Source organism: Mesorhizobium sp. M0802 (assembly GCF_040320115.1).
Taxonomy (GTDB): domain Bacteria; phylum Pseudomonadota; class Alphaproteobacteria; order Rhizobiales; family Rhizobiaceae; genus Mesorhizobium.
Genome location: NZ_JAMYOY010000003.1, coordinates 154,026 through 177,068 on the forward strand (window position 1 = coordinate 154,026; position 23,043 = coordinate 177,068).

Here is a 23,043-nt window from a genome sequence, read left to right on the forward strand (position 1 = left end):
AGCGAAGGTCCGGGTCCGGCAGGACAGAGGGGGGTGGGCGGGAACTCGACTTTCAGGGCGCAGCCGCACCGGGCGCCCCTCCACCATGACCGCCTACCTCCTCCAACGCCTCGCCATTGCCGTAGCCACCTTGATCCTGGCCTCGATGGTCGTCTTCGCCGTGCTCGAAGTCCTGCCCGGCGATCCGGCGCGGCTGATGCTTGGCCTCAACGCCAGCGCCGAGCAGGTCGAACTCCTGCGCAACCAGATGGGCCTCAACGCGCCGCTTCTCCTGCGCTACCTCCACTGGGTCGGCGGTCTGCTCAGCCTCGATTTCGGCCGCTCCTACACTTATTCAGTGCCGGTCATCGACCTTGTCCGCGAGCGCATGGCGGTTTCCCTGCCGCTGGCGCTGATCGCGCTGGCGCTGTCCACCAACATTGCCATCCCGGTCGGGCTCTATTCCGCCAGCCGGCGCGGGCGGGCCGGTGACACGATTGCCATGGGCGCCGCCCAACTCGGCGTCGCCGTGCCGAACTTCTGGTTCGCGCTGATGCTGATCTACCTCTTTGCCGTCTGGTTGCGGCTGGTGCCGGCCGGCGGCTTTCCCGGCTGGAGCGCCGGCGCCTGGCCGGCGCTGAAATCGCTGCTGCTGCCGGCCATCGCCCTCGCTCTGCCGCAGGCGGCAATCCTGGCGCGCGTTGCCCGCTCGGCGCTGATCGAGGTGCTGAACGAGGACTATATCCGCACCGCCCGCGCCAAGGGCCTGCCCTATCGCGCCGTGCTGTGGCGGCACGCGCTGCGCAACGCGATGATCCCGGTTCTGACCATTCTGGGCCTGCAATTCGCCTTCCTGCTCGCCGGCACCATCATCATCGAGAACGTCTTTTATCTCCCCGGCCTCGGACGGCTGGTGTTCCAGGCGATCACTCAGCGCGACCTGATCGTGGTGGAAAGCATCGTCATGCTGCTGGTCGTCGCCGTCATTGCCGTCAACCTCGTCGTCGACGTCTCCTACGCCATCGTCGATCCGCGCCTTCGAGGCCGGCAATGACGCTGCACATCGACATCCCGCAGGAGACGTTGGGCAGCATTCTGGCCAAGGCCTTCCGCAACCGCTCCTTCCTCATCGGCTGCGCCATCACGGTGCTGGTGGCTGCAATAGCGGTCATCTCCTACGTCTGGACGCCCTACGACGTGACCAAACTGGTGATCTCGGACAAGACGCTCGCGCCCTCTGCGGCGCACTGGTTCGGCACCGATCATTTCGGCCGCGACATCCTGTCGATGATCATGGTCGGCGCCCGCAACTCGATCGCCGTGGCGCTGGTCGCGGTCGGCATCGGCATGGGCGTCGGCGTGCCGCTCGGCGCCTTCGCCGCGGCGCGCGGCGGGTTCGTCGACGAGGCACTGATGCGGCTGAACGACCTTGTCTTCGCCTTCCCGGCGCTTTTGTCGGCGATCATGATCACCGCCATCTTCGGACCGGGCGCCATCAACGCCATCATCGCCATAGGCATCTTCAACATCCCGGTGTTTGCGCGCGTCGCCCGCGCCGGCGCGCTGGCGATCTGGCCACGCGAGTTCATTCTCGCCGCGCGCGCCGCCGGCAAGAGCAAGACGCAGATTACAATCGAGCACGTGCTGCCCAACATCGCCACGCTGCTTCTGGTGCAAGGCACCATCCAGTTCGCGCTCGGCATTTTGGCCGAAGCCGGTCTCTCCTATGTCGGCCTCGGCGCCCAGCCGCCAATGCCGAGCTGGGGCCGCATGCTGTTCGACGCCCAGACGCGCATGGTGGTGGCGCCGTGGATGGCCATCTTCCCCGGCATGGCCATTGTCGTCACCGTGCTTGGGCTCAATCTGCTCGGCGATGGCATCGCCGACATACTCGACCCGAAATCGCGGCGACAGCGATGAGCCTGCTGCAGATCGAGAACCTGTCGCTGGCGATCGGCGGCACGTCGATCCTCAAAGGGGTCGACCTCTCCGTCGCGCCCGGCGAGGTGATGGGCCTGGTCGGCGAATCCGGCTCGGGCAAATCGATGACGGCGCTGACCATCATGCAGCTTCTGCCGCATGCTGCGCGCGCCACCGGCTGCGTGACCTTCGACGGCATCGACATCCTCGCGGCCAAAGAGGACCAGATGTGCGCGTTGCGCGGCGATGACATCGGCATGGTGTTCCAGGAGCCCATGACGGCGCTGAACCCGGTCAAGACCATCGGCGAGCAGGTCGCTGAAGGCATACGCTGGCACACCAGGGCAAGCCGCGCGGAAGCCGAAGACCGGGCGCGCAAAATGCTCGACCGCGTCGGCCTGCCCGAGGCCAAATTCCCGCTGTCGCGCTATCCGCACGAACTGTCGGGCGGCCAGCGCCAGCGCGTCGTCATCGCCATTGCCTGCGCACTGAAACCCAAGCTGCTCATCGCCGACGAGCCGACCACGGCGCTCGACGTGGTGCTGCAGGCGCAGATCCTCGACCTCTTGCGCGGCCTTGTCAGCGAAAACCGAATGGGCCTGCTGTTGATCTCGCACGATCTCGCGGTCGTCACCGAAATGGCCGACCGCATCACCATTCTGCGCCATGGCGAGGTGATGGAAGCCGGCGACACCGCACGCACGCTGTCGGAACAGCTGCATCCCTACACGCGCCAGCTGGCGCTGGCCTCCATGCACGTGCCCGCGCGCGCCAAGGTTCACGCCGCCGGCCAGGGCAAACCGCTGCTTGAGGTCGAAGGCGTGACACGGGACTATCCGGGCCGGCGCACCTCCCTGTTCAAGTCAGCGGCTCCGATCCGCGCCGTCGACGACGTGTCCTTGTCGCTGGCGCCGGGCCAATCGGTGGCGCTGGTCGGCCGCTCCGGCTGCGGCAAGTCAACGCTTGCCCGCATGATCCTGGCGCTCGACAAATCGACATCGGGAACGATCCGCTTTCGCGGCGAGACCATAACCGGCAAAAGCGAGGCGGAGCTCAAAGCCGCGCGGCGCGACATGCAGGTCGTGTTCCAGGATCCCTACGGCTCTTTCGACCCGCGCCAGAAGGTCGTAAAACTGGTCGCCGAGCCGCTGCATGTACTGGAGACGAAGCCGACACCGGCTGAGCGGCGCGAGATGGTGGCGCATGCGCTGCACGAGGTCGGCCTCGGCACCAGCGACATGGACAAATATCCGCATGAGTTTTCCGGCGGCCAGCGCCAGCGCCTGTCGATCGCCCGCGCCATCATCACCAGGCCGAAGCTGGTCGTCGCCGACGAGCCGGTCTCGGCGCTCGACGTCTCGATCCGCGCCCAGATCCTCGATCTGTTCGCAGAGCTCAACCAGAAGCTCGGCATCGGCTATCTCTTCATCACCCACGATTTGACCGTCGCCCGCGCCATCACCGATGAGGTGCTGGTCATGCATGACGGCAGGATCGTCGAGCGCGGCAAGACCGGTGACGTGCTCGATCATCCGCAGTCGGAGGCGGCCAGGGCGCTGGTCGCGGCTGCGCCCGATCTGCATCGGGCGATCGCTCACCGTATGCAGGAACAGGGGTAAGTGACCGGTTCGCGCAGCGAATTCATCGTGCCAGCGGCACGATGAAAGGTCACAAACGCTGGGACGCTGCGAAGCAGCGGGGACCCGGCTGGGCGGCCGTTGCCCCTGGTCTGCCTCACTCCTCCGGCTTCACCACATCGACCGGGCTGATGTCGAGCAAATCGAGCGTGCGGCGCAGCAGCCGCACTTCGCTCTCGGCCAGCTTGGAATCGGCTTTGGCGATCTCCGCCATGTGGAGCGCCAGCAACTTGCGCCGTTCGACATCGAGATCGCGGAAGAGCGCAATGGCTTGCGAACCGTTGGTCTCGTAGCCGAAATCATTGAGATATTCGATGACCGCGTCGATGCTGGTTTCCGGGATGCCGAAGGCGTCCTTGCAGATACGCCGGAAGGCGACCATTTCGCTCTCCGAAACCGAGCCGTCGGCCAGGATCATGCGAAACAGCATCAAGAGTTCCGCCGACAGCACGGGGTCGTCGGCAACCTTGCGCACGCCGGGGTCACCATCGAAGATCGAGCGTATCTGGTCGAGCAATGCCATCGCCAACAGTGTCCCTTTCCCGAGCCCGCCCAGCGCACATGACCCAAAACTGCGCAGCGGTACTGAGATAATGACATGCACCACAGGAAATCCAAGCGCAACGCGCTTGGATGGACGTAGCGCGGAATCGGCCTTGCGCAAACCGGATGGCCATGAGAAGGCGCGGCACCACCTTTCCCGCCGGAATGTTCAGAAAATCCCGATGCTCGACCTCGCTACCCAGACCGTCATCATGCTTGCCTTCGCCGCCTTTGCAGCCGGCTTTGTCGATTCGATAGCCGGCGGCGGCGGGCTGATCACCATCCCGGCCCTGCTGCTTGCCGGCTTCCCGCCGGTCGCAGCACTTGGAACCAACAAGCTGCAGGGCATTTTCGGCACCGCTTCGGCGACCATCCACTACGCCATGAATGGCCATGTCGATCTGCGCCGACAGCTGCCATCGGCGCTTCTGGCCCTTGCCGGCAGTGCCGTCGGCGCCTTGCTGGCGGCATTCGTGCCGGGTGATCTCCTGCGGGCGCTGCTGCCGCTGCTTTTAATCGCCATCGCGATCTACTTCGCCGTGAAACCCAACATGAACGATGTCGACCGCGCCGAGCGCCTGTCGCCCTTCCTGTTCGGGCTGGTCATCGCCCCTTTGGTCGGCTTCTATGACGGGCTGTTCGGGCCGGGAGCCGGCTCCTTCTACATGCTGGCCTTCGTCAGCCTCGCCGGCTTCGGCGTGCTCAAGGCCACGGCACACACCAAGCTGCTCAATTTCGCCTCCAACATTGGCGGCTTCATCGTCTTTGCCGTCGCCGGCGTCGTCTACTGGAAGATCGGGCTGATGATGGGCGTCGCCCAGTTCCTCGGCGCCCGGCTCGGCGCCAGCCTTGCCATCCGCATCGGCGCCCGGCTGATCAAGCCGCTGCTGGTGATCATCTGCCTGGCGCTGGCGGTGAAGCTGCTGGCCGACCCGGCAAACCCATTGCGCCAGCTGATTGGTGTATAAGCCTCACGCCTGATAGAGTGCCGTTGTACGAATCATGTTGGAGGGACCACACATGAATCTTAGTGCACCCACTCAGCTTGTTTTCATCATATCCCTTGTCATCGCCATCATCGGCGTGCTCGCCGCGCTTGGCGTTCTTGCGTTCATTCCTCTGGCTGCGGTGTGGATTGTCCTCATCGCATACATCGTGCTTGCCGCCGCCTGCCTGATGCGCGGCGCCTAGGCACCCGCGACCTCTGCAATTCGAAGCGCCCGGTCAAAAGCCGGGCGCTTTTGCTTTGGATGCATGGTCTGTTAGGCTCTTCCGCGCGGAGGTTGACCATGAAGCAAAGCGGACGCGCAGACCCGAGGATGACGAAACGGTGGACGGCCCTACCTCGCTAACCCAAAAATCGCATCGCAATCGAGATGGCGCTCCAGTTCGGCTGCGATCTCGTCCAGAGCGTTTTCCACCTCCGCCCGATAGTCGACGCCGCCGCCTTTCACGCCGAGGCTTTCCAGGAATCTCGCCCGGAAAGCGTCGGCGGAAAACAGGCCGTGCAGATAGCTGCCAAAAACCTTGCCATCGGCGGAAATGGCACCGTCGTCGATGCCGTTGATCACAGCCGACGGCCGCGCCATGTCCGGCCCGGTAGTGCGGCCGAGATGGATTTCGTAGCCCTCGAGCGCCAGGCCGAACGGCACCGAGCGCGCGCTGACATTGCGCACCGTCTTTTCCGGTTCCATCACCGTCTCGATGTCGAGCAGACCAAGACCTTCCGCCTCGGTGACGCTGCCCTCGATGCCATCGGGATCGCGCACCAGGCGGCCGAGCATCTGGAAACCGCCGCAAATGCCGACGATATGGCCGCCGCGTTTGCGGTGGGCGAGGAGATCGCGATCCCAGCCATTCTCGCGGAACTTCATGAGATCGCCGATCGTCGATTTGGAACCGGGAATGACCACCAGGCCGGCATCCTCCGGCAAGCGCTGCCCCGGCGGCACGAACACCACTTCGACCTGCGGCTCGGCCTTGAGCGGGTCGAGGTCGTCGAAATTGGCGATGCGCGACAGCATCGGCACCGCGACCTTCAACGCCCGCTTCTCGCCCGACGTCACGCGTTCGAGCACGACCGAATCCTCGGACGGCAATCGCGCCGCCGCCTTCAGCCACGGCACGACGCCAAAGCAGCGCCAGCCGGTGAAGCTTTCGATCGACCGGATGCCGTCGTCGAACAGCGAGACATCGCCGCGGAACTTGTTGATGAGGTAGCCGACGATCATGCGCCTGTCTTCCTCCGGCAGGATCAGATGCGTGCCGGCGACCGAAGCGATGACGCCACCGCGGTCGATGTCGCCGACCAAGATGACCGGCACGTCGGCGCGCGTGGCAAAGCCCATATTGGCGATGTCGCGGCTGCGCAGGTTGATTTCGGCCGGCGATCCGGCGCCCTCGACGATGACCAGATCGGCGCCCTCACCGACCTTCGTCCAGGACTCCAGCACGGCGTCCATCAGCCCCGCTTTCATTGTCTGGTAGTCGCGCGCTCGCGCCTCGCCGAACACCTTGCCTTGCACGATCACCTGCGAACCGATGTCGCTCTGGGGTTTGAGCAGCACCGGATTCATATGCACGGTCGGCTGAACACCACACGCCAGCGCTTGCAGCCATTGCCCACGGCCAATCTCGCCGCCGCCGGCGCGGTTGTCGCCGGGAATGTCGGCGACGGCGGCATTGTTCGACATGTTCTGCGGCTTGAACGGCCTGACTTTCAGCCCGCGATTCCTGGCCGCGCGGCAGAGACCCGCCACCAACACGGTCTTGCCGACATCCGAGCCCGTGCCTTGCAGCATGATCGCCTTGGCCATGCTCAGCCCCTGCCCTGCGCGCCGGAAACGGTCGATTTCTGCGACAGCGGCCCGCCGCGCCAGATGTAAAGCGCCAGCAGCGGCTCGCTGCCGGTGCGCATGGCATGGCTGACATTGGAGGCGTGATGGATAATTTCGCCCGCCTGGCGAACATGAAAGCCGCCCTCGCCCATGCGCCATTCGGTGCCGCCGGTCAGCGGAATGTAGATCTCCTCGGCAATGTGATGATGGTCGGGATAGGTGATGCCAGGCCCCAGGATCAGCAATCCGGCCGCGACCTCTTCATTGGCGAAATGGCCGCGCGTGCCAAACACCTCCAGCCAGCCGTATTTCTGCAAGAACGCTTCACCAAAATCGCTCGCGTTGTAGGTCTGCCCCCAGCACAGATCGTCACGAAGCTCCGCCAGCAGTTGCACCACAGGCTGCGGGTCCGGCGGCGCCAGTTCGACAATGCGGTCGAGCAGACCGAGGCACGGCAGCGGATGCGCTTCGAGCACGCGCGCCGTCATATTCCAGCCGATCCGGGTCACGGCGTCCCGCACCAGCGCGTTGTCCACGCCTCGGAGATAGTCATGGAAGCGGTCGAGCAATTCGTCGAAATGTGTCGGCACGCAATGCTCCGTTGATCCATTCATGCACAGCGGCTGCGCGGCGAGCCGGGTTGCGCGGCGGCATCATTGGTCTAGATTGGGCGGCGCGCAAAGCCAAAAACAACAGGCCAGCAAGCCAACCCCCAATGGGGAACACAGGGAGCACGCCATGGACGCCGCGGTCGATGCGAGCACCAGCCAGTTCGAGCTCAACGAGGAACAGCGCGCCATCCAGGAGATGGCACAGGCCTTCGCCGCCGATCGCGTTGCGCCCAATGCGCTCGACTGGGACCGGGCAAGACACTTTCCCGCCGATGTAATCCGCGAGACCGGCCCGCTTGGCCTTGGCGGCATCTATGTCAGGGACGATGTCGGCGGCTCGGCGCTCGGCCGGCTCGACGCTGTGCTGATCTTCGAGGCACTGTCGCACGCCGATCCGGCGTTTTCCTCCTTCATCTCGATCCACAATATGGCGGCGTCGATGATCGACCGCTTCGGCGACGACGAGCAGCGCCAACGCTTCCTGCCGAAGCTGACCTCGATGGAATGGCTGGCGAGCTACTGCCTGACCGAGCCGGGCTCAGGCTCGGATGCCGCGGCGCTGAAGACGCGCGCGGTGAAGAGCGGCGACGACTATGTGCTTAACGGCGCCAAGCAGTTCATCTCCGGGGCCGGCGACAGCGACCTCTATGTCGTCATGGCGCGCACCGGCGCCGACGGGCCGAAAGGCATTTCCACCTTCGTTGTATCAAAGGATGCGCCCGGCCTGTCCTTCGGCGCCAACGAGCACAAGATGGGCTGGCACATGCAGTCGACCCGCCAAGTTATCTTCGAGGACTGCAAGGTGCCTGCAGAGAATCTGCTGTCGGGCGAAGGCGCCGGTTTCGGCATCGCAATGGCCGGGCTCGATGGCGGCCGCCTCAACATCGCCGCCTGTTCGCTCGGCGGCGCGCAATCTGCACTCGACAAGGCGCTGTCCTATACCGCCGAGCGCAAGGCTTTCGGCTCGAAGATCAACCAGTTCCAGGCGCTGCAGTTCAGGTTGGCCGACATGGAGACCGAATTGCAGGCAGCGCGGATCTTTCTCTACGCCGCCGCCTCGAAACTCGACCGCAAGGGGCCGGATGCCGGCAAATGGTCGGCCATGGCCAAGCGCTTCGTCACCGACATCGGCTTCAACGTCGCGAACGAGGCGCTGCAGCTGCATGGCGGTTATGGCTATCTTCATGATTACGGTATCGAAAAACTGGTGCGCGACCTGCGCGTCCACCAGATCCTCGAAGGCACCAACGAGATCATGCGCGTCATCATCGCGCGGGCGTTGATCGGACGGCAGTAGGCAGTATGCAGTAGGCAGTAGGCAGTAGGCAGTAGGCAGTAGGCAAAGGATGACCGGCAAGATCAACTCGTACAAGGATCTTATCGTATGGCAGCAGGCGATGGATCTGGCTGTCAGCACCTACTCATTGACCAAGACATGGCCCAAAGAGGAATTATATGGGCTGACCAGCCAAATCCGCCGTTCAGCAACCTCTATCCCTGCAAACATCGCGGAAGGCTATGGCCGAGACAACCGAGGCTCCTATCAGCAATTTCTCAGGATAGCCCAAGGCTCGCTTAAGGAGTTCGAGACACACCTCCAAGTCGCTCAACGCATTGGCGTTGCCACGCATGGGCAAGCTGAGCACCTGCTTCTGGCGGCCGAGGCCATCGGAAAATGCTTCGCCAACTTATTCTCAAACTCGCACCCGAATAGGTCGCCCTACTGCCTACTGCCTACTGCCTACTGCCTACTGCCTACTGCCTACTGCCTACTGCCTACTGCCTACCTGCCTACTGCCTACTGCCTACTGCCTACTCATCATGGAGCACCGCTATGACCACTGTCGCCTTCATCGGCTTGGGGAATATGGGCAACCCCATGGCTGCCAATCTCGTCAAGGCGGGGCATGCCGTGAACGGTTTCGACCTCATGCCGGAGAACCTCGCCGTCGCCAGGGAACATGGCGTGACGGTCATGGCGAATGCCGTGGCGGCGGTGAAAGACGCCGATGTCGTGATCACCATGCTTCCCGCCGGCAAGCACGTGCTCTCGGTCTACGAGGACATCGCACCCAAGGCCAAACCAGGCGCCCTGTTCATTGATTCCTCGACCATCGATGTCGAGTCGGCCCGCAAGGCGCATGCCGTAGCAAGGGAGCACGGGCTGCATTCCATCGACGCCCCCGTCTCCGGCGGCACCGGCGGTGCTGCTGCGGGAACACTGACCTTCATGGCCGGCGGCGCCAAGGATGCCTTCGCCAAGGCCGAACCGGTCCTGAAGCCGATGGCAGGCCGCATCGTCCATTGCGGCGACGACGGCGCCGGTCAGGCAGCCAAAATCTGCAACAACATGATGCTCGGCATTTCGATGATCGGCGTCGCAGAGGCCTTCGTGCTGGCCGAAAAGCTCGGCCTCTCGCATCAGGCCCTGTTCGACGTTGCCTCGACCTCGTCGGGCCAGTGCTGGTCGCTGACCACCTATTGCCCGGTGCCAGGTCCCGTGCCGGCCTCACCCGCCAACCGCGACTACAAACCGGGCTTTGCCGCGGCACTCATGCTGAAGGACCTGAAACTGGCGCAGGAGGCGGCCCAAAGCGCCGGCGCGGTGACGCCAATGGGGGCCGAAGCGGCCCAGCTTTATGCGCTGTTCAACGCCCAGGGAAATGGCGGATCGGATTTTTCCGGCATCATAAATTTCCTTCGCGGCAGTTCTCTATAAGTTTCGAATCTGGCAGCGCTTTTCTCGATTCTTTGTTGCGCGGAAAAATTGCAAATTTAGATTTGCTTAAGCTCTCGATAACCCGGCGGTAACGATGTGCCTATATAACGGATGGCGAGGCGGACATATCGCATCCGCCCGGCGCTCCGGATCAGGTCTCGCGTACCGGAGCCCGTAAGTTTCGCAAGTGTATTGTTGGCGAAATGCCATGCGTATCTGGCAAAGCCGCGTTCCGATGGAGCGCGGTTTTTGCGTTTTGCAGTCCTATACTGTTCGGTCTGAATTATATTCCGATTGCAGCGTTCGGAATTGCCTGATGGTCTTCATTGACCAGCACGATCGGTGCGCTGACCCCTTCGCCCCTGACGATAAGCAGGCGCACAGTCCGGGCGCCCTGATTGCAAGGCGTCCGGCTGTCGTTCCATCTACTTCTTGCGCAAATCCGCTTGCGCCAGATCCAGCGCTTTGGCGATGCGATCGCAAGCCATGTCGATCGTCGCGCGGGTCCAGATCAGCGGCGGCGACAGGATCATCGTGTCGCCGGTGGCGCGCAGCATCAGGCTTTTCGCGATGGCGTGGTCGCGGACGGTGACGGCGGCACTGCCCGCCGGCAGGAAGCGCTCCTTGGTCGCCTTGTCCTTGACGATCTCGACCGCGCCCATCAGCCCGATCGATCGCACCTCGCCGACCAGTTCGTGGCCGGCAATGCGCTCCTGCAGCGCCTGGGCGAAGTAAGGTCCAGTGTCGATCCTGACCCTGTCGACTAGGCCTTCTCGCTCCATGATCTCGAGATTCTTCAGCGCCACCGCGCAGGCCACCGGGTGACCCGAATAGGTATAGCCGTGGTAGAATTCGCCGCCCTTTTCGACCAGCGTCGCCGCGATACGGTCGCCGACCAGCAGCGCCGACAGCGGCTGATAGCCCGAGGTCAGTGCCTTGGCCGTGGTGATGGTGTCGGCCTCGACGCCGAAGGTCTGCGCCGCAAACCATTCGCCGGTGCGGCCATAGCCGGTGATGACCTCGTCCAGCATCAAAAGCACATCGTATTTGCGGCAGATGCGCTGCACTTCCGGCCAATAGCTCATCGGCGGTATTTTCACCCCGCCCGCGCCCATCACCGGCTCGCCGATGAAGGCCGCCACCTTGTCGGCACCGGCTTCGAGGATAGCGTCCTCGACGGCCTTGGCCGCGCGCAGGCCGAAATCATGGTCGCTTTCGCCAGGCAGCGCCAACTCATAAGCATAGGGCATCATGACATGGACGATGTTGGGCACCGCCCCGCCTAGCTGCTTGTGCATCAAATCCATGCCGCCCAGCGACGTGCCGGCGACGGTCGAGCCGTGATAGGCCGACTTGCGCGAGATGATGCGGTTCTTCTCCGGCTTGCCTTCCAGCACCCAATAGTGGCGCACGAGCCGCAGCGCCGTGTCGTTGGCCTCCGAGCCGGAGGAGCCGTAAAACACCTGGGCGATGCCCTTGGGCGCCAGCTCGGCCAGCTTCTTCGACAGCAGCACGGGCGTCGGCGTCGAGCATTTGAAGAAGGAATTATAGTAGGGCAATTCCTTCATCTGCGCGTAAGCAGCGTCGGCCAGCTCGTCGCGGCCATAGCCGACATTGACGCACCACAGCCCGGCCATGCCGTCGAGTATTTCGGTGCCGTCGGCATCGTAGATGAACGGGCCGTTGGCGTGGGTGATGATGCGCGAGCCGGTCTCGCGCAATTCCTTGTGGTCGGTGAAGGGATGCAGATGATGCGCGGCGTCAATCTGCTGAAGCTGCTTCAGCGAATAGTTCTGGTAAGTCATGGGTTTGCTCTTTCCTCTGGAATCAAACCGGCAAGCTGCCGGGGCGACTTCGTCAGAGGACGGCGGGCGGCGAATAGCCGATGCGGGCGCACAGCCTGAGCAGTTCGGCGCGCAGCGTGCGCGGCGACGGTGTCACCGCGACCCCGAAGGCGCCGGATGTGCTCATGTAGACCATGGCGGCAGTCTATGCCGCCCGAGGCCCGGAATTCAAGCGGTGCCGCTCAATACCCTTTGCAGGAACACGTATTTCATGGCGGTTTGCGCCGCTTGCGGCCGGCGGTCGCCGCGCCCGCCATGGCCGCCTTCCGTCTCCTCGAAGAACAACGTCTTGCCGTGACCTGCTTCCTGCAGCTTCGCGGCCATCTTGCGGGCATGGCCGGGATGGACGCGGTCGTCGGCGGTCGATGTCGTGAGCAGCACCGGGGGATAGTCGGCATCGGCCGAGACATGATGGTACGGCGAATAGGCGGCGAGCCACTTGGCCTCTTCCGGTTTTGCCGGATCGCCATATTCGCCGATCCACGAGGCGCCTGGCGGCAGTTCGGTGTAGCGCAGCATGTCGAGCAGCGGCACCTCGATGATGACGGCGCCGAACAGTTCGGGATGCTGCGTCAGGGAAACGCCGGTAAGCAGGCCGCCATTCGAGCCGCCCTGGATGCCGAGGGAAGCAGCCGTGGCTATGCCGCGCCTGACGACGTCCTCAGCCACCGCGGCGAAATCGTCGAAGGCAGTCTGGCGATTGCCCTTCAGCGCGGCCTGATGCCAGGCCGGCCCGAACTCGCCGCCACCGCGGATGCAGGCCTGCACATAGGCGTTGCCCTTTTCCAGCCACAGCCTGCCGCGCACGCCGGCATAGCCGGGCAGCAGCGGTATTTCGAAGCCGCCATAGCCGTAGAGCAGCGTCGGCACCGGACCCTTCTGGTCGCGCCGCCTGACGACGAAATACGGGACCATTGTGCCGTCCTTCGAGCGCGCCTCGAACTGTTCGGAGACCAGCGGCGCGGCGTCGAACCGAGCCGGCTGCGATTTCACGGTGGCCAGCGTCGCCCCGTTATCATCCGACCAGATGATCGAACTCGGCGTCAGGAAATCGGTGAAGGAGAAGGAGACGCTGGAACCGAAATGCTCAGCATGCGCGATGCCGACATTGCCGTTCTCGGGCAGCGCCACCGGCTTCAGCGACCAGCGGTCGCCGCTGCGCTCAGCGACAACGACCTTGCCGCGCACATTGTCCATCAGATTGATGAACAGCCGGTCCTGAGTGCGGGCAATGCCGGCGACCGAAACACGGTGCGCTGGCGCGAGCATGGTTTCAACAGGGCCCAGGTCGCCGGTGTCCATCCAGTGTTCGAAATCGAAGGAATAGAGGCCGTCCGGCAAGCACTCAGTGCCGCCCGGCGCCGTCCATGGGCTGCGCACCCCGAACACGAACCGGCCCTTGAACAGCGCGGTGTCGGTGACATCGTCCGGCAGCGGGATGCGCCGGTTTTCGCCCGACGGCAGGCGCAGAAAACTGTGCGAGGAGAAGAAGGCGATCGTGCGGGCCAGAAACAAATACTGCCTGTCGCCATCATGTTCGACCCCCGCGCCGGCCGCGAGATCCTGCTTCTCGGCCTCGAAGATCGGCGTCGCCTCCTCCAACCGGGTGCCGCGCTTCCACAGCTTGACGACGCGCGGATAACCGGACTCGGTCTTGTCGTCTTCATTGAAGGCAGCCGAGACAATGACCGTGTCCCTGTCCAGCCAGGAAAAGCCGGATTTCGAGGCGGGAGCGCGGAAGCCGCCCTCGATGAATGATTTGGTCTCGATGTCGAATTCGCGCATCTCGCTGGCATCGCCGCCATCCGGCGACATCGCCACCAGGCAAAGGTTGAAATCGGGGTAAAGGCGGCTGGCGCCGCTGAACACCCACTTCACCCCCTCCTTGGCCGACAGCACGTCGAAGTCGATGATCGTCTCCCACACAGGCTTCTCGGTCTTGTAGGAAGCAACCGTCGTGCGGCGCCAGAGGCCGAGCACATTGGTCTTGTCTTGCCAGAAATTATAGACTTGGCCGTTGAGCGCGGCACCGGCCGCAATGTTGTCCTCGGCCGTCATCAGGTCGAGCGCCGTCTCGAAGGCCGCCTGGTAGGACGGATCGCCCTGTAGTTCGGCCACGGTGATCTCGTTCTGGCGATGCACCCAGTCGAGCGATTCCTTGCTGGTCCGGTCCTCCAGCCAGAGGAACTTGTCCTCCACGGTGGCATCCGTCTGGCGTTTTGTCGTCGATTGGGTCACGCACGGTCTCCAGGCTAGTGGCGGGCAGCCCTGCCTACATCGCGTTCCAAGCGGTTTTATTCAAGATGGTGACGTTCGGTCATGGGTGGGAATGCGACCTCAAACCATCCGCCGACGCAGGACCGTGGCCACAGCCAGTGCCAGACAAATCGTGCCCAGCGTGATCGGCAGGCCGGAGGCGCCGATCACATCCATGACGCCACCCGCCAGCGGCGGCACCACGATGCCGCCGATGCCCCACATCAGGGAGAAGGCGGCATTGCCGGCGACCAGCGCCGAGCCGGTAAAGCGCTCGCCGAGCTCGAGGATCGACATGGTGTAGATGCCATAGGAGACCGCGCCCCAGATAAAGACGCAAGGCCAGATCAACGGCGTCTCGATCAGCAGCGGCAGCAGCACGCAGCCCAGCACAGTCACCACGACGCAGACGAATCGCACCAGCCGCGCCGTCAGCCGTTCCGCCAGCAAGCCGAGCGGCACCTGCATGGCGATGTTGCCTGCGATCATCACCGACAGCAGCGCCGACATGCGCGCTTCCGCGATGCCATAGTGCGTGCCGTAGACCGGCAGCAGCGCCAGCACGCCCTGTTCGAAACCGGCGGCAACGACCACCGCCGACAGCAGTAGCCATGCCAGGGGCATGAAGCCCATGACCGAAACCCTGTGCCCGGCTTCGTCGACCTTCGGCAGTCGCGGCAGCACCAGCGCCAGGCAGGCGCCGCAAAAGATGAAGGCGGCGATCCCCACCAGGAATGGCGGCCATCCCACGGTGCCGACAGCGAGCAGGCAGAGCGGCCCGGCAGCGAAGCCGGCCGAGATGATGGTTGAATAGACACCCATGACGCGACCGCGGCGCGATGGCGGCGCCAGTGCAATGACCCAGATTTCGCTCAAGACATAGAGCGGATTGGTCACCACCCCGATCAGGAAGCGCAGCGGAAACCACAGATAGACATTCTGCGTCCAGCCGATCAGCGCAAGCACAATAGCCGAAAGCGCCGCGCAGGTAAGCGCGGTGCGCCCTGCCCCGAACCGGCGCGCCAGTGCCGGGATCAGCGGCGACGAGACAATGAAGCCGATCGGCGTCATTGCCGCCGAGAGCCCGATGATGGCCGGCGAAACGCCCTGGCGTTGCAGGATGAAGCTCAGCAGCGGATAGGACAGGCCTTGCGCGATGGCGAACACCGAGACGGTCGCGATCACGCCGCTGATCGCCGCCCACTGCATCTTCTCGTTGTCAGCTTCCGCCAGGTTCACCATTGGCACCTAAACCAGGTTCAGGACTAGCTTTTCTGTCCGACGCGGGTAACCCCCGTCCTGGGAAAAACCGTTTGCTCCAGACAAGGCCTGTCAGGAGTTTTTGGGCCTGTCAGGAGTTTTTGGCCTGTCAGGAGTTTTGGGCCGTCAGGAGTTTTGGCGCTTGAACGATCGATAGAGCGCGAAGCTCACCAGCAGCGCGTCGAGGCCGGCGATCACCACCGGCAGACCGAGCGGACCGATGGTCTGCATCAAGGCACCGGCGCCAGGCGGGCCGACAATGCCGCCGGCGCCCCACATCAATGCGAAGGCGGCGTTGCCGGCAACCAGCACGGTTCCCCTGAAGCGGCTGCCGAGCTCCACCAGCGCCATGGTGTAGACGCCATAGCCGACCGCGCCCATGACGAGAAGGACGAGCCAGATCGCCGGCGTCGTGATCAGCAACGGCAGCAAAACCGCGCAGGTCGTTGTCGCCAACGCACAGAAGATGATCATCGCCCGCCCGCCGAAACGCTCGGCCAGCAGGCCGAGCGGGATTTGCAGGAAGATGTTTCCCAGCGACAGTGCCATCACCAGGGCCGCCAGCGTCCTTTCGGGCAAGCCATAGGCAGCACCGAAGACCGGCATCAAAGCGTAGGTGCCCTGCTGGACCGCCGCCGAAACCAGCACGGCAAACAACAGCGCCGGCGCCAGCCTGGCGAAACCGAAAAAGCCGCCGGGCAATTGGCCGTCATCCTCGAAGCCGGCGAGGCTTGAGGAAACAGCACGAAGGATCGCGGCGCACAGGATGAAGCCGGCCATGCCGACCAGGAAAGGAACCCAGCCCGATATCCCTACCGCGGTCAGGACCAAAGGCCCCGCAGCATAGCCAGCGCCCAGCACGGTGTTGAATGCCCCCATCACCCTGCCGCGGCGCGACGGCGGCGCCAGCGACAGCGCCCATACTTCGCCCAGTATATAGAGCGGGTTGATGACGATACCGATGATGAAGCGGATGACGAACCAGCCCACCCAGTCCTGCAGGTAGCCGATGCCGAGGAAGCACAGCGCCCCAATCAATGAGCAACCCACAGCCAGGTTGCGCGCGCCGACCAGCCGAACGGCTGCCGGCACGAACGAGGCCGAAAGGATCAGACCAAGCGGCATCATCGCTGCCGACAAGCCGATCAGCGCCGGCGACATGCCTTGCTTCTGCATCAGCAGCGTAAACAGCGGCGAGCTCAGCCCTTGCGCCGCACCGAACATCGCGAGGGCGGCAGTTACGCCGGCAAGCACTGCCCATTGCGTCCCCGCTTCGCCATCGCTCGAACCGGTCGCAGCCATGATGCCTTCCACATGAATTGCCGGCCCGATCCAGCGGCAAACCATTGAGCTAGCGGTTCGATTTAGGGAAAGGAAGGGCCGCGCCTGAAATCCCCTTGCGCCAAGAGCCGCAGTGGGCGCGTCCTGTCCGCCAATCCCCGGCAAGGTTGTCAGCTATCGGACTGCCGTTCGGGCATGTCGCTTCCCTCGTCCTAGTGGTCGCCGCCTCCGCAATGGTCGGACAGCCGCCGGTCCATTATGCCGCCCGCTACCAGCATCGTACGAGGACCATCATGACCGCCGCCCTGCATCCAGCCGAACCGCCTTTGGCAACCGACCGTGCCCGTCGCGGTGGCCGTGCGGGCAAGCGCGCCGGCGGCTCGGCAGCCTTCGAACAGCCGGCTTTTCGGCAACTGAGAAATCCGCTAACGCCGACCAAGCTGGTCTCTGACGACGAGCTGGAATCGATCCACCTCGCCTCGCTGCGCGTCTTGAGGGAAATAGGCGTCGACGTGCTGCATGACGAAGCGCGCCGCATCATGAAGGAAAATGGCGCTGATGTCCGCGAGGGCAGCGAGCGCGTGTGCTTCGACAGCGACATGATCCTCGATCTCATCTCCAACTGCCCGTCGGAATTCACGCTCCATGCCCGCAACCCGGTGCACAATGTGCGCTTCGGCGGCAACAATGTGATCCTGTCGATGATGGCGTCGGCACCGAACTGCTCCGACCTCGATCGCGGCCGCCGTCCGGGCAACCAGCAGGACTACCGCAACTTCCTGCGCCTGGCGCAGATGCACAACATCCTGAACTGCACCGGCGGTTATCCGGTCGAGCCGACCGACATCCATCCATCCGTGCGCCACCTCGAATGCATCCGCGACCTCGCCACGCTGACCGACAAGGTGTTCCATATCTATTCGCTCGGCAGGGAGCGCAATGTCGACGGCATCGAGATCGCCAGGATCGCGCGCGGCATCAGCCATGAGCAACTGCTGGAAGAGCCATCGGTGTTCACCATCATCAACACCAATTCGCCGCTGAAACTGGATGTGCCGATGATGGAAGGCATCATCCAGATGTCGAGCAAGGGTCAGGTCGTCGTCGTCACGCCCTTCACCCTGTCGGGCGCGATGGCGCCGGTGACCATCGCCGGTGCGCTGGTGCAGCAGAATGCCGAGGCGCTGTCCGGCATTGCCTTCGCCCAGATGGTGAGAAAGGGCGCGCCGGTTGGCTATGGCGGCTTCACCTCGAATGTCGACATGAAGTCAGGCTCGCCGGCCTTCGGCACGCCTGAATACATGAAGGCGCAGCTTGTCGGCGGCCAGCTTGCCCGTCGCTACAAGATCCCCTACCGCACCTCCAACACCTGCGCCGCCAACACCGTCGACGCGCAGGCAGCCTATGAAAGCGTGTTCTCGCTGTGGGGCGCCATCCAGGGCGGCGGCAATCTGATGATGCACGGCGCCGGCTGGCTCGAAGGCGGCCTGCGCTGTTCCTACGAGAAGACCATCCTGGACATCGACCTGTTGCAGATGGTGGCCGAGTTCCTCACCCCGCTCGACCTGTCCGACGAAGCGCTCGGCTTCGACGCCATCCAGTCGGTCGGCCCCGGCGGCCATTTCTTCGGCACCCAGCACACGCAGGACCGCTACAAGACAGCCTTCTACTCGCCCATCCTCTCCGACTGGCGCAATTTCGAGACCTGGGCCGAAGCCGGATCGCCGACCGCGCTGGAAAAGGCCAACAAGGTCTGGAAGGAGCGGCTGGCATCCTACGAGGAACCCTATATGGACCCGGCGATTCGCGAAGAGCTCAACGACTTCGTCGAAAAGCGCACGTCCGAAGGCGGCGCGCCGACCGATTTTTGATCGGCAAGCAACTGACGGCATCCTGCCAACCGACACACCTGATTCAATTTACGCAAAAACGGACCTATCTCTCATGAAATCTCATGTAAAAGCGGTTGTCATTGGCGGCGGCGTCGTTGGCTGCTCGGTGCTCTATCACCTGGCCAAGGCCGGCTGGACCGACATCATGCTGATCGAGCGGTCCGAGCTCACCTCCGGCTCGTCCTGGCACGCAGCCGGCGGCTTCCACACGCTGAACGGCGATCCCAACGTCGCCAAACTGCAGGCCTATACGGTGCAGCTCTACAAGGAGATCGAGGAAATCTCCGGCCAGTCCTGCTCGCTGCATCTGACCGGCGGCGTGATGATGGCCGATACGCCCGAGCGCATGGATTTTCTGCGCCTGGCACACGCCAAGGGCCGCTATCTCGGCATGGACACCGAGCTGATCACGCCCTCCGAAGCCAAGGCGATGTTCCCGCTGATGGACGAGACCAATTTCGTCGGCGCCATGTGGGATCCGGTCGAAGGCCATCTCGATCCCTCCGGCACGACGATCGCCTACTCCAAGGCGGCCAAGAAGCTGGGCGCCGAGATCGTGCTGCGCAACCGCGTCGTCGACTTGACGCAGGAAGTTGACGGCACCTGGAACGTCGTCACCGAACAGGGCACCGTCCACGCCGAGCATGTCGTCAACTGCGGCGGCCTGTGGGCGCGCGAGATCGGCCGCATGGTCGGCGTCGAACTGCCGGTGCTGGCCATGGAGCACATGTACCTGCTCACCGAGCCGATGCCCGAGGTCGAGGAATTCAACAAATCGACCGGCCGCGAGATGATCGGCGTGCTCGACTTCAAGGGCGAGATCTACACCCGCCAAGAGCGCAACGGCATCCTGCTCGGCACCTATGAAAAGGCCTGCAAGCCATGGTCGCCGGTCAATACGCCGTGGGATTTCGGCCATGAACTGCTGCCGCCCGACCTCGACCGCATCGCGCCGTCGCTGGAGATCGGCTTCAAGCATTTCCCCGGCATCGAGAAAGCCGGCATCAAACAGATCATCAACGGCCCCTTCACCTTCGCGCTCGACGGAAATCCGCTGGTCGGGCCGGTGCAGGGCCTGACCAATTTCTGGTGCGCCTGCGCCGTCATGGCCGGCTTCAGCCAGGGCGGCGGCGTCGGCCTCGCGCTGTCCAACTGGATGGTGCATGGCGATCCCGGCTTCGACGTCTGGGGCATGGATGTCGCCCGCTTCGGCGAGTGGGCCGGCCTGCGCTACACCAACGCAAAGGTGCGCGAAAACTATTCGCGCCGCTTCTCCATCCGCTTCCCCAATGAAGAGCTGCCGGCTGCGCGCCCTGCACAAACCACCCCGCTCTATGACACGATGCTCGCCAACAACGCCGTCATGGGCGATAGCTGGGGCCTGGAGACCCCGCTGTGGTTCGCGCCGAAGGGCAAGGAGCCGAAGGACGTCGTCTCCTTCCACCGCTCAAACGATTTCGGTCCTATCGGCGAGGAAGTGCGCGCCACGCGCGAACGCGTCGGCGTCACCGAAATCGCCAACTTCGCCAAATACGAAGTGTCGGGACCTGCGGCTGAGGATTTCCTCAACCGGCTGATGACCAACCGCATGCCGAAGATCGGCCGCATCGTGCTGACGCCAATGATCAACGAATTCGGCAAGCTGATCGGCGACTTCACCATCGCCAAGGCAGGCGAAGACAGATTTATGATCTGGGGCTCTTCCGCCGCGCAGAAATACCACATGCGCTGGTTCGAAAAGCACCTGCCGAAGGATGGTTCGGTGCGCATCCACCGCTTCGATCAGACGCTCGTCGGCCTGTCGATCGCCGGGCCGAAATCGCGCGACCTCTTGCAGAACCTGGTCGATGTCGACATCTCGACGAAAGCTTTCCGCTTCATGGATTTCCGCGAAATGGCGGTCGGCGGCGCGCCCTGCATGGTCAACCGCATCACCTATACCGGCGATCTCGGCTATGAAATCTGGATGGCGCCGGCCTATGAGCGCCTGGTCTACAAGGCGATCAAGGACGCCGGCGAGGAGTTCGGCCTCGTCGATTTCGGCATGCGCGCTTTGCTCTCCATGCGCCTGGAGAAGAACTTCCCGACCTGGTACCGCGAGCTGCGCCCGATCTACGGGCCGTTCGAAGGCGCGATGGACCGCTTCATCAAGCTGGAGAAGAACGACTTCATCGGTCGCGAGGCCGCCGCCAAGGAACAGGCGGAAGGGCCGAAACTGCGCCGCGTTTCCTTTATCGTCGATGCGGCCGACGCCGATGTCATGGGCGACGAGCCGATCTGGGCCAAGGTCGGCAAGGACTATGGCACGGTGGAAAAGCCGCATGGCTATGGCGCGCCACGCTTCGACATGGCGGGCAAGGAAGTGCGTGGCTCGAAGGCTGCCGAAGGCGCTTCCGCCGTGCGCGGCATCGTCGACGGCGACTGGCGCGTGGTCGGCTGGGTCACCTCGGGCGGTTATGCGCACTATGTGCAGAAGTCGATGGCGCAGGGCTATGTGCCGGCGGCACTCGCCGAGGACGAAAGTGCCGGACTGTTCGAGATCGAGATCCTCGGCCACCGGCGTCCGGCGCGCGTCAATGTCGAGGCGCCCTTCGACCCCAGCGGCGAGAAGATGCGGACCTGAAAAGGCGACAGGGAGCGTGAGATCGTGTAAGGGGCCTTCGGCAGTTGGCCGCAGGCATTTTCCCTCGATGAGAAGACGATCCCCTTGCAGTATCTAGAGAAATGGACGGACTGGCTCGGCGAAGGCAAGGTCGGTCCCTTCAACGCCGCACTGGTCTGCGTCGCGGTCTATTGCGTCGTCCAGATCGTGGTGATGGCGCTGCTGTCCCATGTCGTAGGAACCGGTGTCGGCGTCGACGATTCCGAACAGCTGATGTACATGCACTACCTCTGGGCTGGCTATGGCGGCTCGCAGCCGCCGCTCTACACCTGGCTTGCCCGCCTCGTCGCCGCCGTGGTCGGAACGAACATCCTGGCGCTCAAGATCGTGAAGTACCTGCTGATCGGAGCGGCGCTGGCGTCGGTTTTCATCGCTGTCCGCCGCCTGGGCTATTCCAGCCGCGCTGGCGCCGCCGCATTGTTCGGCCTGCTGTTGTTTCCGCAGATGGTGTGGGAGATGCAGCACGCCCTCACCCACTCGATCGCCGCTTTCTGTTTTTCAGTGGTGCTGTTTCTTGCGCTCGTTGAACTGGTGCAGCGGCGTTCGCTGGCCACCTATGTGCTGTTTGGCGTGGCGATGGCCGCCGCCATCCTGTCGAAATACAACAACGCGATCTTTCTCGGCGCGCTGATGCTGTCCACCCTATCGCTGCGCGAAACGCGCGGCGTCATCCTCAACCGCCGGTTTTCGATCAGCCTTGTCGTGGCGGTGCTGCTTTGCCTGCCGACGCTCTACTGGAACCTGACCTACACCGACCAGTTGCTGTCGCACAGCGGCGGCTTCGGCATGGGCAGAGGAGAAAGCGCCATACAAACCGCATTCTACGGAATGCGCGGACTGGGCAAGGCTATCCTGTATTTCGCCGTGTTGCCGGCCGGCATATTCGTCGCGGCTTTGCTCATCGCATGGAAAAAGCCGGCGCCCGCGCTGCAACCGGCGCCATGGACCGAGAAACTGGTGTGGCGCACCATCGCTTTTGCCCTGGCGATGACCATCGTGCTCGTCCTGGCGAGCGGGACGACGCAATTTCGCGATCGCTGGATGCTTCCCATCCTTGTGTTGCTGCCGGTCGCGCTGGCCTTGCGGATGGATGCCAGAGGCGACAAGGGAAGGAAGGTGCAGGACGTCGTCGTCTTTGTCGGCGCAACGCTTGCCATCCTCGTGCTGCCGGTGACCTGGTACACGCACCTCAATGGCGGCGACAGCCGCGGCAGCGTCGTGCGTGTCGACTACCAGTCGCTCTATGGCCAGCTGACGGCAAACGGTCCGGTTCGCACGGCGATATCGAGCTGGCACTGGGTGGGAAATCTGCGTCTTGTCGATCCCGATCTGGTCGTACTCGACGACGAGATGCCGGACTTCGGCCATTTGCTGATCGAGCCGGCGGTGCTCGTGATGGCCAATGACAAGGAACCTCCCGAGGGCATCCTGCGGGCCTTGAGCGAGGCCGGCTATGTCGCTGACGGCTCGCCGCAGCAGTTGGTCGTCCCGATGCTGTTCGACAGCGAGCCGCCCACCCGCACGCTGACGGTCACGCGGCTGAAGAAAGCGGCCGCGGGCGCAGCGCTACAGTAAGTCGGCAGGGAGGCGTCGGGTGGAGAA

General features: G+C 63.7%; 18 protein-coding genes and 1 pseudogene. 11 read left to right on the forward strand and 8 right to left on the reverse strand.

What is annotated here, in order from left to right; translation table 11 throughout:
• The first annotated feature begins 85 nt into the window (after window positions 1–85).
• From NKI10_RS06660 to NKI10_RS06670, 3 genes are read left to right on the forward strand one after another with little or no spacing between them, the layout of a single operon-like run.
• Window positions 86–1,033 (forward strand): ABC transporter permease, encoded by a 948-nt coding sequence (locus tag NKI10_RS06660; protein WP_352859236.1) that lies wholly within the window; start codon window positions 86–88, stop codon window positions 1,031–1,033.
• Window positions 1,030–1,899 carry an ABC transporter permease gene (locus NKI10_RS06665; protein WP_352746055.1) on the forward strand — a complete coding sequence of 290 codons (870 nt, stop codon included), beginning with the start codon at window positions 1,030–1,032 and terminating at the stop codon, window positions 1,897–1,899. Before NKI10_RS06660 ends, NKI10_RS06665 begins: the two co-directional genes overlap by 4 nt.
• Entirely contained in the window at window positions 1,896–3,518 is a 1,623-nt protein-coding gene (locus NKI10_RS06670) for an ABC transporter ATP-binding protein (RefSeq protein WP_352859239.1), read from the forward strand. Before NKI10_RS06665 ends, NKI10_RS06670 begins: the two co-directional genes overlap by 4 nt.
• 115 nt (window positions 3,519–3,633) lie before the next feature.
• Here the strand turns inward: NKI10_RS06670 and NKI10_RS06675 are convergent, their stop codons facing one another.
• A complete protein-coding gene (locus tag NKI10_RS06675; RefSeq protein ID WP_023688142.1) occupies window positions 3,634–4,065 on the reverse strand; it encodes a TerB family tellurite resistance protein in 432 nt (143 codons plus the stop codon).
• 196 nt (window positions 4,066–4,261) lie between these two features.
• On the opposite strand from NKI10_RS06675, the gene NKI10_RS06680 reads away from it, so the two are divergent.
• Window positions 4,262–5,047, forward strand: coding sequence for a TSUP family transporter (locus NKI10_RS06680; RefSeq protein ID WP_023681754.1), 786 nt, complete (start codon window positions 4,262–4,264; stop codon window positions 5,045–5,047).
• Between the two features lie 52 nt (window positions 5,048–5,099).
• Window positions 5,100–5,270 (forward strand): hypothetical protein, encoded by a 171-nt coding sequence (locus tag NKI10_RS06685; RefSeq protein ID WP_023670429.1) that lies wholly within the window; start codon window positions 5,100–5,102, stop codon window positions 5,268–5,270.
• Window positions 5,271–5,419: 149 nt separating this feature from the next.
• Here the strand turns inward: NKI10_RS06685 and NKI10_RS06690 are convergent, their stop codons facing one another.
• Window positions 5,420–6,895, reverse strand: a complete 1,476-nt coding sequence (locus tag NKI10_RS06690) for a cobyric acid synthase (protein ID WP_352859241.1) — start codon at window positions 6,893–6,895, stop codon at window positions 5,420–5,422.
• A 2-nt stretch (window positions 6,896–6,897) separates the two neighbouring features.
• The gene (locus tag NKI10_RS06695) at window positions 6,898–7,506 is read right to left on the reverse strand and encodes a dimethylsulfonioproprionate lyase family protein (RefSeq protein WP_352740543.1); all 609 of its coding nucleotides are present in this window, start codon (window positions 7,504–7,506) and stop codon (window positions 6,898–6,900) included.
• A gap of 148 nt (window positions 7,507–7,654) precedes the next feature.
• Between NKI10_RS06695 and NKI10_RS06700 the strand changes: the two genes are divergently transcribed.
• From NKI10_RS06700 to mmsB, 3 genes and pseudogenes are all read left to right on the forward strand, one after another.
• Window positions 7,655–8,824 carry an isobutyryl-CoA dehydrogenase gene (locus NKI10_RS06700; RefSeq protein ID WP_352740541.1) on the forward strand — a complete coding sequence of 390 codons (1,170 nt, stop codon included), beginning with the start codon at window positions 7,655–7,657 and terminating at the stop codon, window positions 8,822–8,824.
• A gap of 49 nt (window positions 8,825–8,873) precedes the next feature.
• Window positions 8,874–9,241 (forward strand): annotated as a pseudogene (locus NKI10_RS06705) (four helix bundle protein).
• A 120-nt stretch (window positions 9,242–9,361) separates the two neighbouring features.
• Window positions 9,362–10,246, forward strand: coding sequence for a 3-hydroxyisobutyrate dehydrogenase (gene mmsB / locus NKI10_RS06710; RefSeq protein WP_352859244.1), 885 nt, complete (start codon window positions 9,362–9,364; stop codon window positions 10,244–10,246).
• Between the two features lie 425 nt (window positions 10,247–10,671).
• Here the strand turns inward: mmsB and NKI10_RS06715 are convergent, their stop codons facing one another.
• The 5 genes from NKI10_RS06715 to NKI10_RS06735 form a co-directional block, all read right to left on the reverse strand.
• The gene (locus NKI10_RS06715) at window positions 10,672–12,051 is read right to left on the reverse strand and encodes an aspartate aminotransferase family protein (RefSeq protein ID WP_352859246.1); all 1,380 of its coding nucleotides are present in this window, start codon (window positions 12,049–12,051) and stop codon (window positions 10,672–10,674) included.
• Between the two features lie 52 nt (window positions 12,052–12,103).
• Window positions 12,104–12,226: a hypothetical protein gene (locus NKI10_RS06720; protein WP_023670422.1), complete on the reverse strand. Its 123-nt coding sequence runs from the start codon at window positions 12,224–12,226 to the stop codon at window positions 12,104–12,106.
• 32 nt (window positions 12,227–12,258) lie between these two features.
• Window positions 12,259–14,328, reverse strand: coding sequence for a prolyl oligopeptidase family serine peptidase (locus NKI10_RS06725; RefSeq protein ID WP_352859248.1), 2,070 nt, complete (start codon window positions 14,326–14,328; stop codon window positions 12,259–12,261).
• Window positions 14,329–14,427: 99 nt separating this feature from the next.
• Entirely contained in the window at window positions 14,428–15,588 is a 1,161-nt protein-coding gene (locus NKI10_RS06730; RefSeq protein ID WP_502897534.1) for an MFS transporter, read from the reverse strand.
• Between the two features lie 144 nt (window positions 15,589–15,732).
• The gene (locus tag NKI10_RS06735) at window positions 15,733–16,908 is read right to left on the reverse strand and encodes an MFS transporter (protein ID WP_352859252.1); all 1,176 of its coding nucleotides are present in this window, start codon (window positions 16,906–16,908) and stop codon (window positions 15,733–15,735) included.
• Between the two features lie 272 nt (window positions 16,909–17,180).
• Between NKI10_RS06735 and NKI10_RS06740 the strand changes: the two genes are divergently transcribed.
• The 3 genes from NKI10_RS06740 to NKI10_RS06750 all read left to right on the forward strand — a co-directional run bounded on the left by NKI10_RS06740 (window position 17,181) and on the right by NKI10_RS06750 (window position 23,016).
• A complete protein-coding gene (locus NKI10_RS06740) occupies window positions 17,181–18,758 on the forward strand; it encodes a trimethylamine methyltransferase family protein (RefSeq protein WP_352859254.1) in 1,578 nt (525 codons plus the stop codon).
• A 73-nt stretch (window positions 18,759–18,831) separates the two neighbouring features.
• Complete coding sequence (locus NKI10_RS06745; protein ID WP_023741572.1) at window positions 18,832–21,402, forward strand: GcvT family protein; 2,571 nt, start codon at window positions 18,832–18,834, stop codon at window positions 21,400–21,402.
• 84 nt (window positions 21,403–21,486) lie between these two features.
• Window positions 21,487–23,016, forward strand: a complete 1,530-nt coding sequence (locus NKI10_RS06750) for an ArnT family glycosyltransferase (protein WP_352859256.1) — start codon at window positions 21,487–21,489, stop codon at window positions 23,014–23,016.
• Window positions 23,017–23,043 lie beyond the last annotated feature (27 nt).